Origin of the sequence: Providencia sp. SP181 (genome assembly GCF_050446505.1) — a bacterium.
Classification (GTDB): Bacteria; Pseudomonadota; Gammaproteobacteria; order Enterobacterales; family Enterobacteriaceae; genus Providencia; species Providencia vermicola.
In genome coordinates this window covers 190,557-204,260 of sequence record NZ_JBBPXM010000005.1, presented here as the reverse complement: position 1 = coordinate 204,260, position 13,704 = coordinate 190,557, and the positions used below count along the sequence as shown (strand labels likewise).

Sequence of the window (13,704 nt, the reverse complement as noted above, 5' to 3'; positions counted from 1 at the left end):
AATAGGCCTACAATTTTGCAGGCCTATTTTTTATTGCTGAATAATCGCTTCCAGTTGCTCGCGATTAATGATTTTTCGATCAACTTTAACGTAGGCACTTAATTCCTCGTCGACAACTAAAGCTTCCATAACCCCATTTTGAGCTCGTAGCTTTTGTTCTAGGGCGCGAGTATTTTTTAAGTGTGTGGGCAATTCGATACGAATACTACTGACGTATGGCGGTTGTTTCATGGTTAGACTAACGACAAACCAAAGGATTGTCAGGATCAAACCACCAATAAAGACAGTATTTGCCCCTTCAAAATTATATAACCATCCACCGACAATCCCCCCAAGTGCGACACCTAAAAATTGGCTGGTGGAATAAACCCCCATCGCGGTTCCTTTATAGCCTGCGGGTGCTTCCTTACTAATCAATGATGGCAAAATGGCTTCCATAATATTGAAGCCAATAAAAAAGATCTGTAAGCCAAGGATGATGATCCATAACTGGCTACCTGAGAACCACAATGTGATTTCTGCAACTGCCAATAGTGCGATGCAGACCAGGAAGACTTGCTTCATTTTACGATATTTTTCTGCGTAGATTATAAAAGGCAAAACAGTCACAAAGGAAATTAGCATTGTGACCAAATAGGCTTTCCAGTGATCTTGGGCGAGAAAGCCTGCTTTTGTCATAATCAGTGGCAGAGCAACAAAGCTCGACATTAGCAATGTATGTAGGCACAAAATACCGATATTTAATTTTAATAATTGAGGCTGAGCTAAAACGGTTTTTAAATTGCCTTTCACAAAGGCAGATTCACGGTTCAAAACATGGGTGTTGGTGTTTGGTACAACAAAAATGGTGAGTGCAATCGCGCCAACGGCAAGTAGGGCTATCCCCCAAAATAAACCATTTAGCCCAATTAGATGGGTAATGATAGGCCCTAAAACAAGCGCAATCGCAAAAGTTAACCCAAAGCTTATCCCTAGAAATGCCATTGCTTTGGTGCGATTTTGTTCGCGGGTTAAATCAGATAGTAACGCCATGACAGCTGCTGAAATCGCACCAGCGCCTTGCAATGCGCGGCCAATAATAATACCCCAAATTGAGTTACTGAGCGCTGCAATAATACTCCCAATAATAAAAATGATTAAGCCAATAACAATGAGTGGCTTACGACCGATTTTGTCTGACATCAAGCCAAAAGGGATCTGAAAAAGTGCTTGGCTAAGGCCATAAATACCAATGGCAATGCCCACTAAAAATTCATTTGCCCCTTGTAAGTGCATTCCATAGCTGGTCAAAATGGGTAAAACCATAAACATACCAAGCATTCGCAAGGAGAACACAGAACCTAATCCCCACGTGGATCTGAGCTCTGCTGATGTCATTTTGTTATCGTTCATTTTTATTCTTCATATTTCGAGCTGTAGCGGTATTGGCTTCTCTTAGCTAGCTAGGTCTCACATATTAGTAATTCAAACTATTTTAGATAGTGTCTGATTACATTAAAAATATGTTGAAATATCAGCTTATTAGCCATTTTTAATAGTGCATTTTATATCTAGCTTATAATAGCAAGGGGCTATTTAACCATAAAATAGATTCATAAGGATAGGCAGAATGCGTAAAAGTGAGTTGTAAAAGCCATCAGAGACAAATAAAAACGGCGGGGAAAGCCCGCCGTTTAGACATTGTTATCATCAGAGAGCAGATAGGTTATCTGACGAGAGCTATAACAGTATCGGTTGAAACGGTAGGATCAACAGACATCATTACACTCAATGCAGTAATTGCTACGATTGAGAAAATGAATAGTTTTCTTGCCCAGACTCGGTCGTCGTTCTCGGTTTTGAAACCTGAAATCGCCATACCCAGCCACCACAAGCTAACTGCTGCACCCACGACCAAATACTTATAGCCCGCGTATCCGCTGATAGCTAACATTAACGTTGCAACCATAAACGCAAGGATGTACAGGAAAATATGTGTCTTAGCGACAGAAATTCCTTTAATCACCGGTAACACGGGAATGTTCGCGGCTTTGTAATCCTTAAAGCGGAAAATGGCAATGGCATACGAGTGAGGCATCTGCCACAAACTGAAAATTAATAACAGGATTAGAGCCCCTGCATCAAATTCATTGGTGACAGCGCAGTAACCGATAACGGGTGGTGCTGCGCCAGACAAGCTGCCAATTAGCGTGCCATAGACTGACTTACGTTTCATATACAGGCTATAAATGCCTACATAAACAATGAAACCGATGACTGCAAGTAGCATTGCCAAGGCATTGGCTGCTACGAGTAGCAGCACCATACCAGCAATACCTAATGCAGCGGCGTAAATCAGGCTAACTTTCGGGTCAATCAGCCCTTTAACTAAAGGGCGATTCTTAGTTCTTTCCATGATACGGTCGATATCACGGTCGATGTAGTTGTTGAAAACACAACCAGAAGCCACGACCAGTGATACACCCAGCAAAGTCGCAACGAACAGCGGGTAATCAATTGACCCTTTTGAGGCCAAAAGAAAACCGCCGATCACAGAAATCAAGTTTCCGAATATAATTCCTGGTTTGGTCACTTGCAGGTATTGCTTAAACATATCGGCAACTCTTTAGTCGAGCATCATATTGATGTTCAGGTTGTACATAATCCACAGCGAGCCGACAACAACGATGCCGACAATAAGCATGGTGAACAGAAATGCAACCAAGTTCCAACGCTCATCAGATGAGGTATTCATATGTAAGAAACATACTAAGTGAACGAAGATTTGCACGACTGCCATACCGACAACAGTCCAAAGGATTGTTGACGTCGTCGCTGTGCCTTCCATCACCATCCAGAACGGGATAACCGTTAGGATAACTGACAGAATAAAGCCAATCAGGTATGTCTTAACGCTACCGTGGCTTGCTCCAGTGTGAGCATCTTTTGCATGACTCATTTAAATAGCCCCCAGAAGATAAACAACGGTAAATACACAGATCCAAACCACGTCTAAGAAGTGCCAGAACAGGCTCAGGCAGTTCAAACGTGTTTTGTTAACGTCAGTCAAACCACGACGAGTGACTTGAATCATCATGATAACAATCCAAATCAGACCCGCAGAAACGTGCAGACCGTGCGTTGCAACCAGTGCAAAGAAACCAGATAAGAAACCACTACGGTCAGGGCCAAAGCCTTCAGCGATCAGTTCGTGGAACTCATAGACTTCCATGATAACGAAGCCAAGGCCTAACAGGAATGTCGCGAACAGCCATAAGTTAACTGCACCGATTTTTCCTTTATGCATCGCAATCATCGCGAAGCCGTAAGTAATACTACTTACTAACAGTAAGAAGGTTTCGCCTAATACGAACTTCAGACTGAAGATATCTTTACCAGCGGGACCGCCAGCAGTTCCATCGGCCAAAACAACATAGGTTGCAAACAAACAAGCAAACAGGATCAAGTCGCTCATGATATAGAGCCAGAAACCGAATACTTTAGTGCCACCTGCATCGTGGTGCCCATGCTCAGCATGGGCGATATTTTGGTTAGTCATTGTATTAGTTGACATCGTTCACACCTGCCTTACGTAATTCTTCAAAGTGCTTATTCTCGATTTCTTCGATTTCAGCCACAGGTACGTAGTAATCAACATCTTCGTCGAAGCTTTTTGCAATCCAAGTTACGATCATTCCACCGAAACCAATGATTGCCATCCACCAGATGTGCCAGATCATTGCGAAACCTAAAACTAAGCTAAATGCTGCGATGATAACGCCAGCGCCAGTATTTTTCGGCATATGAATTTCTTCATATGAAGTTGGTTTCTTATGAGCAAGACCTTTTTCTTTCAAATCCCACCAAGCATCACGAGTTTGAACGTGTGGTTCAATCGCAAAGTTATAGAATGGTGGTGGTGAAGAAGTTGCCCACTCAAGAGTACGTCCACCCCATGGATCTCCCGTTAAATCACGGTTTTCATGGCGGTCACGAATACTCACAATGATTTGGATAACTTGGCATGCAATACCGATAGCGATTAACGCAGCACCGCCTGCAGCAACAACCAACATTGTGTGGTAGGTCGGGTCAATATTCTGGCTTAAACGACGAGTCATCCCCATAAAGCCCAGAATGTATAACGGCATGAATGCTAAGAAGAAACCGATGATCCAGAACCAGAATGCACGGACACCCCATTTTTCATTCAGTGTAAAGCCGTAAGCTTTCGGGAACCAGTAAGTCATACCCGCGAAGCATCCGAACACCACACCACCGATGATAACGTTATGGAAGTGAGCAATCAGGAATAGACTGTTGTGCAGAACAAAGTTTGCACCCGGTACAGCTAACAGAACACCTGTCATACCACCCACAGAGAAGGTGATAATGAAACCAATAGTCCACAGCATTGGTGATTTAAACTCAATGCGACCTTGGTACATAGTAAACAGCCAGTTGAAGATCTTAACCCCTGTTGGGATTGCGATAATCATGGTGGCGATACCGAAGAAGGCGTTTACGTTCGCACCTGAACCCATCGTAAAGAAGTGGTGCAGCCATACGATGAAGGACATAACGGTGATAACGATTGTTGCCCAAACTAATGAGGTATAACCGAATAAACGTTTTTTCGAGAAGGTTGCTGCAACTTCAGAGAATACACCGAACACTGGTAGAACAAGGATATACACCTCAGGGTGACCCCATGCCCAAATCAGGTTGATGTACATCATCATGTTGCCACCCATATCGTTAGTGAAGAAATGGGTACCTAAATAACGGTCTAACGTCAGAAGCGTCAGAGTGACGGTTAAGATAGGGAAAGCAGCAACAATCAATACGTTAGTACATAACGCAGCCCAGCTGAATACAGGCATTTTCATCATCGACATACCCGGAGTACGCATACGGATAATCGTGGCGATGAAGTTAACCCCTGTTAATAACGTACCAATCCCCGATATCTGGAGACTCCAGAGCCAGTAATCGACCCCGACCCCTGGGTTGTACTCCAAGCCTGATAATGGCGGATAAGCTAACCAACCTGTTTGTGCGAATTCACCTACCCCTAAAGAGATGTTGATTAAGACAACACCAACTACAAAGAACCAGAAGCTCAATGAGTTAAGGAATGGGAAGGCAACGTCGCGCGCACCAATTTGCAGAGGTACAACGAGGTTCATCAAACCGACAACAAATGGAGTTGCCATGAAGAAAATCATGATAACGCCGTGTGCGGTAAAGATTTGGTCATAGTGATGAGGGTTTAAAAAGCCCTCTTGCCCAGCAGAAGCAAGCACTTGCTGACCACGCATCATGATGGCATCCGCAAAACCACGGAACAACATAACCATCGCTACAATGATGTACATGACACCAATTTTTTTATGGTCAACCGAGGTTAACCACTCTTTCCACAGCCATTTCCATTTACCGAAATAGGAGATCACACCGACTAAGCCAAGCCCACCAAGGACAATAGCAATCAGTGTGACAACGATGATCGGCTCGTGGAGCGGAACTGCATCTAGTGTTAATTTTCCGAACATGCCCTTATTCCTCAGCGCCTGCTGCATGAGCATTATGGCTCATATGCATAGAATGACCTGTAGATTCTTCTTTGGTTTCTACAGGAGCGTGACCTTTATGGTGCTCATGACCAAACTTCAGAACGATATCGTTATAAAGGTTAGGTTTCACGCTAGAGAAGTAGGTAACAGGAACATTTGTGCTTGGCTTAGCGACTTCGTCGAATGCCTGCATTGTATCCATTGTCTTAGGAGACGCTTTTACCTTTTGTACCCACTCATCAAAGCCTTGGCGGTCAGGGGTTGCAATCGCATTGAACTTCATATCAGAGAAGCCATGGCCACTGTAGCTTGCAGAGAAGCCTTTATAGGTGCCTGGTTCATTGGCGATTAAGTGAAGTTTAGTTTGCATACCTGCCATCGCGTAGATTTGGCCACCTAAAGATGGAATGAAGAACGAGTTCATCACCGAATCAGACGTGATTTTGAAGTTAACTGGCACACCAGTAGGGAATGCGATTTCGTTAACTGTAGCAATACCTTGCTCTGGATAGATAAAGATCCATTTCCAGTCAGCTGAAATAACTTCGATTGTGACAGGTTCCTGATCACTCACTAATGGCTGATACGGGTCCAGCTCATGTGTCGTCTTCCAAGTGATAGCACCCAGAATGATGATAATGATGATAGGAACAGTCCAGCAGACTAACTCAATTTTATTTGAGTGAGCCCAGTTTGGACGGTATGTAGCAGACGTGTTGGATTCACGATATTTTCTGGCGAAGATAATCGTCATAAAAATAACGGGAATAACAACAAGCAGCATTAAGCCAATTGCAATAAGAATTAGCTCTTTTTGTTTTACGCCTACGGCGCCTTTTGGATCCATCAACACCATGTCGCAACCACCTAATAATAAGGTTGCTACAACGAGTGAGATTGCTCCGATACTTTTTTTGTAGTTCATAAGTCTCATCCACGACCCCAAATGACAAGATTCTAATTGTCGTTTCATCAGTGCGGGCATTTTACGGTAAGGTTATGCGAGTGTAAATGATTGTAAGGCAAAGAAACGGAATTGTTAGCTCTTTATGTTAATATGATCACATGTAAAGAACTTATAAAGAAAAAGTTAAAATTGATACGGATTATAAGTATATATTGATAAAAGCCCTTTAATACTAAATTATCTTAGTAATTTTTCAAAGAAAAATATATACAAAAGAAGTGAAAAAATGACAAAACTGATATGAATCATAAGCAATATGGTAAGGGAAATTACGTTTTTTATTGCCGATAAAGCTATTTAAGTCGCTTTATCGGCAAAATAGTTTAGAAAAATTATTACTATTTTGATTTAAAAAGAAAATTAATAAATCGCCATACAATTTTCAATAACGCATTAGAACGTATACTTTAATGTATAAATGATTGCGTCTTGATAAAATGTATCGCCTAATTTATTGTCAGCATAGCGATATTGCACACCCGCAGCTAAATGTGGCGTCGCATTCCACCAAAAAGCCATGGCACCATTAATGCCATTTCGCTTTCCTCCGTTGTAGCGTTTATTGCGTGCAAATTCCATTTCGTGCCAGTTGGTTATCATGAAGTTTTCTTCAAACGCGCTGAAATTATAACCCGCTACCCACCCAGCGGTATAACCGTTGTTACCAGAATAGAATGTTTGATCAGTATAGTTTAGGGCGATAAAAGGCTTAAACCACAAGTCACCAAAAGCGGTGTTGTAACCGATACCATATAATGTATTCACATCATGGAAATTCCCGCCATATTTTGTTCCTGGCAATGACCATGTACCGTAAACGTGACCGTACAGATTAAAACCAGTATCACCTAAATAAAAACGGCCTGTTGTTTTGATGGTGTAGCGTTTATTACGTCCTGAATCGGTATGCTGTGTATGGAGAGGGTTTTCCACATCAAAGAAACCGTAGAGTTCACCCCAATTAAAATTAGCTCCACCTTCTAATTCAACATAAGCAAAATCTTTTTTACGAGTCGTTTTCTCCGTTTTGGTCTCAGTACGGTGAGACCAGTCTAAATAGTTAATGTTGATATCAGCAAAACCATTTTGATAGCCTAAAAGATCATCAGAATATGCCGTACCTGCCACAGAAGCTAAGGCGGCAATATAAAGGAGTTTTTTCATAATAGATTATTTTCGTTAATTAATTAATGGGGTTGAGTAGTGCACTATTCGTTAACGTGTTATCTAACTAGTCTCTAACATGTGATATATTAGGCTTTAAAATTGCAATTAAGAAATATTTTTCATTGGATGAGTGATCATAATCACGATCATAAAGTGATTTTGAGGTGTTTTGTGATTAAGGGCTATTTTATTTGAATGATCAGATTCCCTAAACTAATAAGTTAGTCTTAGGGAATCAATTAAATAGATAAGTAAATGTGAGAGAAAAAAGAATTATTGTTTGACAGTTTTACGCACAGCGAGGAAATCTAAACTCCCCCCAATAATTAAACTGATGGCACCAATGCTAATCCCAGCATTAAACAAAATATTTTGGTAACTAGGGATAGCCAGCCAAAATTCAATTTGCGTGGTGAATAGGTAAACTTTCATTCCACTAAAAGAAAATGCCAATAGAGAAAGTAGCCAAATCGCAAGGCAAGTTACTGCAGCAAGTAGGGCATAAACAGCGAAACGATAGCCATTTGCGTATAGCTCACGGCGCTGGAACAGCCCTGTAGCCTGGGTATATAGCAAAGAACTGCGACAGGCTAATAACAATAAGATCCCTGGAACGGCAACGCCAATGGAGATCAAATAAAACAGTGGCCAGCCATAGTTACTGACGAAAATACTGGCGACTGGGCCAATATATACCCGTCCTACCGCAGAAAGGGCAGAGAGGAGTGCAAACTGCGTTGCGGATAAGGATTTATTACACAGCGTCATTAGCAGTGCAACAAATGCTGCGGTACCCATCCCTGAAAAAATATTCTCAAGGAAAATAATGGAGCCCATCGTCATGATATGAGGCGGGGTGACAGCGAGGAACCAATAACCAATGTTCGACCCACCTTGGAGCAAGCCAAAAAGAAACAGAGCCTTAAACAAGCTCATGTTTTTCATTAAGTAACCACCTAATAATGCACCAATGATAGTAGCAGCCATTCCGACTGTTTTATTCACTGTACCGACTTCACTAAGGCTAAAGCCCAGCGCATTGAGTAAAAAGTTAGTATTGAGCGCCATAACAAAAGCATCGCCCAATTTATAAAACACTAATAATAATAAGACGAGCCATGCGTTGTTACGGCTAAAAAACTCGGCTAGAGGTTCATAGATGGCTTTTTTTAACGAGGTAGGCGGGACGCTATTTTCTTCGGGCTCTTTGGCTAGCAAAGTCGCAATAACACCGATGACCATTAACCCTGCCATGACAAGGTAAAGCTGTTTCCATGTAAGGAACTTATCGGCGAGCCAAAGGGCTAACCCACCAGAAACTAACATGCTGATTCGATAGCCCATCACTGAGGTTGCAGCACCAATTCCGCGTTCTTCTGCGCTTAGCAAGTCAGTCTTATAAGCATCAAATACAATATCTTGGGATGCAGAACAAAAAGCGACGGTAACGGCTAATGCGGCGAGATACCATAAATGCTCAGAAGGGTTCATGAATCCCATTGCGGCAATACTAATAATAAGAAGAATTTGTGTGGTTAACAGCCAGCCTCTACGACGACCCAAAAAAGGTGGTGTATAACGGTCCATCATAGGAGACCATAAAAACTTCAAAACATAAGCTTGCCCGACTAAGGAAAAGAAACCAATTGTTTTGATATCAACGTTTTCAACCGTTAACCAAGCTTGCAATGTCCCTGCAGTCAGCGCTAAAGGTAAGCCAGAAACGAAGCCTAAAAGGATTAAAGTAATATTATTCGGTAGTGTGAAACGAGGCATTATTCCCTCTAAGCCTAAGGTGATTTTGCTGCAATACATAGCGCTGCAGAGGTATTGACCGCGCAAAGCTATCCAAGTGTTAACTTGGATAGCTTAATACGAAATGATGGTATTCGCTCGTTTAATAGCGTGAATTTTGTCTGATAAAATCGGTAATTTCTTGATCGGATGCCATGTCGGCAATTAAATCAGCTAATGCACTATTAATTGCAGCTTCAATTTTTGCATTATTCGCCGCTAACAATTCTTGTGTATTAAAATTACGGGTGAATGAGCGCGTTTTTGTTGAGCCATTTGGTGCAGTTGCTGTGATGCTTACACTTGAATTAACAGTAATATTATGACGTAGACTACCTTCAGCAACTTTAGTGTCCAATTTGTTCAATTGAACGACTAAATTAACATTGGCGGGTGAAGTGACCATAAAGCCACGAGCAGCCATCTGTTTTTCAACGGCTTCTTGCATCAAATAGCGGGGATCACGGGATGGATTAAGCACCACTAGGCTACCATTACGATTGACTTCCGCTAATGATTTATTGGTACGGTTGTCTACGCTGCTAACGCTAATTGAGGTTGCATTCAGCGTCGGATTTTTAGCGGGTAACGCTATTTTGGGTTCGAGCGAGAGTGTATTGCTGCTAGTTGCACATCCAGCAAGTAGAAACAACGCAAAAAGTGGAAAACACAGTTTTCTTAACATAATTTTTTCCAGTTCATCTTTCCTAATTGAAAATGTTTCGTTATGGTGCGGGTAGCCGCCACTCGATATAAAGTCGAGTGGCCAAATTATCCTGAACTATTAGACAACAGTTTTTGAAAAAATTCGCACTAACGTGTCGATATCATAACATTGCCAAGTCATGATCGGATATTTCTATAATATGAAGATAGCAATAATCAAGATGTGCAATATAGTTTACTGAACTTATCAATACTAGAGCGGGTCGCTATTAAGGAGTATTTTATGGTCGCCAATGCATCACAAAGTATGCAGTCTCGTGTGAGCCAAAAATTACAAGATGCTTTTGAACCAAGTCACTTGAATGTCATTAATGAAAGCCATCAACATAATGTATTACCTGGCTCGGAAAGTCATTTCAAAGTCATCTTAGTCACTGATAAATTTGAAAATAAACGAATGCTTGGCCGTCACCGTGAAATTTATGCTATTTTAGCCGATGAATTAGCGGGGGGCATCCATGCTCTTGCTCTGCATACCTATACACCAAAAGAATGGGATGAATTGGCAGATACCGCGTTAAAATCGCCAGCTTGTCGTGGTGTAGGTGGCGTTAGTCGTTAATTTGTGTAGCCAATTGGCCTTTACTTGGGACGATTGGAATTATCCATCAAACCTAAAAGGAGTCTGATGGGTATTTTTTCTTCAATTTTCGTGAGGAAATAAAAATTTTAGTCAGAAAAGTCACAAATAAAGAGGAAAAATCGCTTCTTTTATCTGCTTTTCTCGACTCAGGGCGCTGTCATCGGTATAATGCTGCGTCTAATTTTCAGTAAGGTTTCGGGACGCTTCTGATATCAGGGATTGACCGTTACGTAAGTAACGCCCCCGGTTCTGGAAGGGAGAAGGCCATTAATTGCTTAATGGCATAACTCTGGAGTAGACCGATCACTAAGATTTATTTTGAGGTAAGAAGATGCAAGTTTCTGTTGAAACGACTCAAGGCCTTGGGCGTCGTGTAACAATCACCGTTCCTGCCACTGATATTGAAAAAGCAGTAAATAGCGAGCTGGTTAGCGTTGCTAAGAAAGTACGTGTTGATGGTTTCCGTAAAGGGAAAGTACCAATGAACATCGTTAAACAACGTTATGGTGCGTCTGTTATGCAAGACGTTCTGGGCGATGTGATGCAACGTAACTTCATCAATGCAATCATCGAAAACAAAATCAACCCAGCTGGTGCGCCTAGCTACAAGCCAGAGCAACTGGAAGATGGTAAAGATTTTGTTTACGCAGTTGAGTTTGAAGTTTACCCAGAAATCGAATTAACCGGTTTAGACACTATCGAAGTTGAAAAACCAGCGGTTTCTGTTAAAGACGAAGACCTGGAAAACATGTTAGATACTCTGCGTAAACAACAAGCAGAGTGGAAAGAAGTTGACGAGGCAGCAGCAGCTGATTCACGCATCACTATCAACTTCACAGGCTCTATCGACGGTGAAGAGTTCGAAGGCGGTAAAGCAGAAGATTTCGCACTGGTTATGGGCGAAGGCCGCATGATCCCTGGCTTTGAAGACGGCGTTGTTGGCCACAAAGCTGGCGAAGAGTTCGATATCGAAGTTAACTTCCCAGAAGATTACCACGCTGAAAACCTGAAAGGTAAAGCAGCGAAATTCGCTATCGTTCTGAAGAAAGTAGAACAACGTGAACTGCCAGAATTTACTGAAGAATTCATCAAGCGTTTCGGTATCGCTGATGGTACTTTAGACGGTCTGCGTGCAGAAGTTCGTAAAAACATGGAACGTGAGCTGAAAAATGCGGTGCGTAACCGTGTTAAAGCACAAGTTCTTGATGGTTTGATCAAAGCGAACGACATCGAAGTTCCAGCGGCAGTGGTTGATGGTGAAATCGATGTTCTGCGTCGTCAAGCGGCACAACGTTTTGGTGGCAACGAACAACAAGCGATGGAATTACCACGTGAACTGTTCGAAGAACAAGCAAAACGCCGTGTTGTTATCGGTCTGCTGTTAGGCGAAGTGATCAACAAAAACGAACTGAAAGCTGACGAAGATCGTGTTAAAGCGCTGATCGAAGAAATGGCATCTGCATACGAAGATCCTGCTGAAGTTATCGAATACTACAGCAAAAACGAAGAGCTGATGAACAGCGTTCGTAACTTAGCATTAGAAGAACAAGCGGTTGAAACTGTTCTGGCTGTTGCTAAAGTCACTGAAAAAGAAACTAATTTCACTGAGCTGATGAACCAAGTTCAAGCTGGTTAATTTATTTCTTGTTGTACAAAATAAAAACCCGCGGTGTCTTACTGCGGGTTTTTTTGCAATTAAAGCTTTTGAATAACAACTTTTTTGTGAATTAAGATAGGGTAACCTTGAAAATCACATTTAAACCCTAATTATATCCCTAATACTTCATCTAGCATGTATTCAGTTTTGCTTGCGATTTGAACTATTTTGTAGAGCAAATATCAAAAGAGAGACGAATTCCACCAAAAGAGTTATTTCGTCATTTTTGAAAATCAATTATGGTTTTCTAATGGGATAATACCGTGTAAGTAAACAGACTTGTGTTAGACTTATTGAAAGAGCGTCTTATTGACTTCAGCACAGTTTACTGCACTTTCTTCTTATTTCACCCGTAATCAGTCCAATATAGGCTAAAATAGAGAAATAAGAGGATCGTGAAAGTTTGCAAAAAAAGGTATTTTTAAACATGTTGTTTTGCAACACTCCCTTTGCTCAAGATGATGGTTAGCAGATAGCAAATTAGGCGCAAGCACCAGAAAGTTTTTAATAGGAGATTTCGATGTCACATTTTGGCGGTCAGGAACAATTAGCATCCCAAATGGCTCTTGTGCCAATGGTCATTGAGCAAACCTCTCGAGGTGAGCGCTCATATGATATTTATTCACGTCTATTAAAAGAACGTATCATCTTCCTGACGGGTCAAGTGGAAGACCATATGGCGAACTTAATCGTCGCTCAAATGTTATTCCTTGAAGCAGAAAACCCTGAAAAAGATATCCAACTGTACATCAACTCACCAGGTGGTGTGATTACGGCAGGTATGTCTATCTATGATACCATGCAATTTATTAAGCCAGATGTTAGTACTATTTGTATGGGACAAGCGTGCTCTATGGGCGCATTTTTGTTGACTGCTGGCACAAAAGGTAAGCGTTTTTGCTTGCCAAATTCGCGTGTAATGATCCACCAACCGCTAGGTGGCTATCAAGGCCAAGCAACGGATATTGAAATCCATGCACAAGAAATTTTAAAAGTGAAAACTCGTATGAATGAACTCATGGCTCACCACACGGGGAAGTCCATTGAAGAAATCAGCCGTGACACTGAGCGTGACCGTTTCTTGTCAGCTAATGAAGCGAAAGAGTACGGTTTAGTCGACCAAATTTATAGTAGCCGCTAATTGGTTAACTTTTGGTATAATTAATTCATACCATAAACTATTTTAAGAAAATCGTTGCTGTGTTTCCTGTTTTAATCAAACAAAAACAAGGCAATATGGATAAAAGTGAGGTCA

12 protein-coding genes are annotated in these 13,704 nt (G+C 41.6%); 3 read left to right on the top strand and 9 right to left on the bottom strand.

Annotation, left to right across the window (positions count from 1 at the left end; all coding sequences use genetic code 11):
- Positions 1 to 30: 30 nt before the first annotated feature.
- The 9 genes from AABS66_RS10775 to AABS66_RS10735 all read right to left on the bottom strand — a co-directional run bounded on the left by AABS66_RS10775 (position 31) and on the right by AABS66_RS10735 (position 10,168).
- Entirely contained in the window at positions 31 to 1,392 is a 1,362-nt protein-coding gene (locus AABS66_RS10775; protein WP_272538996.1) for an MFS transporter, read from the bottom strand.
- 313 nt (positions 1,393 to 1,705) lie between these two features.
- The gene (gene cyoE, locus AABS66_RS10770; RefSeq protein WP_206084592.1) at positions 1,706 to 2,593 is read right to left on the bottom strand and encodes a heme o synthase; all 888 of its coding nucleotides are present in this window, start codon (positions 2,591 to 2,593) and stop codon (positions 1,706 to 1,708) included.
- Positions 2,594 to 2,605: 12 nt separating this feature from the next.
- Complete coding sequence (locus AABS66_RS10765) at positions 2,606 to 2,938, bottom strand: cytochrome o ubiquinol oxidase subunit IV (protein WP_206084593.1); 333 nt, start codon at positions 2,936 to 2,938, stop codon at positions 2,606 to 2,608.
- Positions 2,939 to 3,553: a cytochrome o ubiquinol oxidase subunit III gene (locus tag AABS66_RS10760; RefSeq protein ID WP_206084594.1), complete on the bottom strand. Its 615-nt coding sequence runs from the start codon at positions 3,551 to 3,553 to the stop codon at positions 2,939 to 2,941. It abuts the gene before it with no gap.
- The gene (gene cyoB, locus AABS66_RS10755) at positions 3,543 to 5,534 is read right to left on the bottom strand and encodes a cytochrome o ubiquinol oxidase subunit I (RefSeq protein ID WP_206084595.1); all 1,992 of its coding nucleotides are present in this window, start codon (positions 5,532 to 5,534) and stop codon (positions 3,543 to 3,545) included. Before cyoB ends, AABS66_RS10760 begins: the two co-directional genes overlap by 11 nt.
- A 4-nt stretch (positions 5,535 to 5,538) precedes the next feature.
- Positions 5,539 to 6,489, bottom strand: a complete 951-nt coding sequence (cyoA, locus tag AABS66_RS10750; protein ID WP_206084596.1) for a cytochrome o ubiquinol oxidase subunit II — start codon at positions 6,487 to 6,489, stop codon at positions 5,539 to 5,541.
- A gap of 426 nt (positions 6,490 to 6,915) precedes the next feature.
- Positions 6,916 to 7,686: an outer membrane protein OmpK gene (locus AABS66_RS10745; RefSeq protein ID WP_206084597.1), complete on the bottom strand. Its 771-nt coding sequence runs from the start codon at positions 7,684 to 7,686 to the stop codon at positions 6,916 to 6,918.
- Between the two features lie 276 nt (positions 7,687 to 7,962).
- Positions 7,963 to 9,465 (bottom strand): AmpG family muropeptide MFS transporter, encoded by a 1,503-nt coding sequence (locus tag AABS66_RS10740; RefSeq protein ID WP_206084598.1) that lies wholly within the window; start codon positions 9,463 to 9,465, stop codon positions 7,963 to 7,965.
- 121 nt (positions 9,466 to 9,586) lie between these two features.
- Positions 9,587 to 10,168 (bottom strand): YajG family lipoprotein, encoded by a 582-nt coding sequence (locus AABS66_RS10735; protein ID WP_206084599.1) that lies wholly within the window; start codon positions 10,166 to 10,168, stop codon positions 9,587 to 9,589.
- 264 nt (positions 10,169 to 10,432) lie between these two features.
- Here AABS66_RS10735 and bolA point away from each other — a divergent pair, with 264 nt between their 5' ends.
- The 3 genes from bolA to clpP all read left to right on the top strand — a co-directional run bounded on the left by bolA (position 10,433) and on the right by clpP (position 13,590).
- Positions 10,433 to 10,771 (top strand): transcriptional regulator BolA, encoded by a 339-nt coding sequence (bolA, locus tag AABS66_RS10730; RefSeq protein ID WP_206084600.1) that lies wholly within the window; start codon positions 10,433 to 10,435, stop codon positions 10,769 to 10,771.
- 352 nt (positions 10,772 to 11,123) lie between these two features.
- Positions 11,124 to 12,428 (top strand): trigger factor, encoded by a 1,305-nt coding sequence (gene tig, locus AABS66_RS10725; RefSeq protein WP_206084601.1) that lies wholly within the window; start codon positions 11,124 to 11,126, stop codon positions 12,426 to 12,428.
- Positions 12,429 to 12,969: 541 nt separating this feature from the next.
- Entirely contained in the window at positions 12,970 to 13,590 is a 621-nt protein-coding gene (clpP, locus tag AABS66_RS10720; RefSeq protein ID WP_206084602.1) for an ATP-dependent Clp endopeptidase proteolytic subunit ClpP, read from the top strand.
- Positions 13,591 to 13,704: the final 114 nt, after the last annotated feature.